General features: G+C 39.8%; 2 protein-coding genes. One reads left to right on the top strand and one right to left on the bottom strand.

Features of this window, described 5'->3' with window-relative positions:
• Positions 1 to 346: LysR family transcriptional regulator (locus VXQ92_RS19730; RefSeq protein ID WP_119957321.1), on the bottom strand; the 346-nt coding region annotated here is incomplete at its 3' end.
• Positions 347 to 446: 100 nt separating this feature from the next.
• On the opposite strand from VXQ92_RS19730, the gene VXQ92_RS19725 reads away from it, so the two are divergent.
• Positions 447 to 1,164: muconate/chloromuconate family cycloisomerase (locus VXQ92_RS19725; protein ID WP_416682933.1), on the top strand; the 718-nt coding region annotated here is incomplete at its 3' end.

The following is a 1,164-nucleotide window of genomic DNA, read 5'->3' as shown; positions in this document are numbered from 1 at the left end:
TTTTTTGCCTAAATAGATAAATCACTTGTGGTAATCGCCCATAAAGAAGCGAACTCACATAACCAACTTTAACAACATTCTCGACCAGCTTCATTTTTTTAGCCATCGAAGCAGCTTGAGCGGTGTGCGTCAAAATTTGCACCGCATGCTGGTAAAAAAACAGCCCTGCTTCCGTTACTTTTAACGGACGAGAGCCTTTTTCGAATAAATCGATCCCTAATTCTTCTTCTAGTTTTTTGATTTGGCGTGTTAAAGGTGGCTGAGCAATAAAAAGCTTTTCTGCGGCTTTCGTCAGACTTTGTTCTTCAACAACGGTAACAAAATAACGTAGATGTCTTAATTCCATTAATATACCTTTTTAGTATCTTAAAATACCGTTCTATATCTATTTTAGGCTATTACATTCTTCTATGGTATACAAACAAGTTCGTAATAGTTGAAACTTCATGTATAGAACCATAGAAACCATACTTGTGGATATTCCAACTATCCGTCCTCACCAGTTGTCTGTGACTACTATGCGTACCCAGACTTTGGTACTCGTTAAAATTACGACCACGGATGGTATTGTCGGTTGGGGTGAAGCCACCACCATTGGTGGGCTGAACTATGGTGAAGAAAGTCCTGAGAGTGTCAAAGCCAATATTGATACCTACTTTGCACCATTACTGACATCAGTTAAAGATTTAAATGTTGCACAAACACTAAAACTGATTCGTAAAAATATGAATGGTAACCGCTTTGCTAAGTGTGCCATTCAGACTGCCCTACTTGATATTCAGGCCAAACGTTTAGGTGTGCCATTAAGCGAAGTTTTAGGCGGCCGTCTGCGTAATAGTTTACCTGTGCTTTGGACGCTTGCGTCTGGTGATACGGAAAAAGATATTGCTGAAGCTCGCAAAATGATTGAGCTAAAGCGCCACAACACGTTCAAACTTAAAATTGGTGCACGTCCTTTACAGCAAGATGTTGACCATGTGATTGCTATTAAAAAAGCATTAGGTGCTGATGTTAGTGTACGTGTAGATGTAAACCGTGCATGGTCAGAACTTGAGTGTATTCATGGTATTCAACAGCTCCAAGATGGTGGAATCGATTTAATCGAACAGCCATGTTCCATTAAAAATAACGAAGCACTTGCTAGCATCACCCAACGTTTTGATG

It is taken from the genome of Acinetobacter sp. 228 (assembly GCF_048147885.1).
This window is presented reverse-complemented; position numbering and strand designations above follow the sequence as displayed.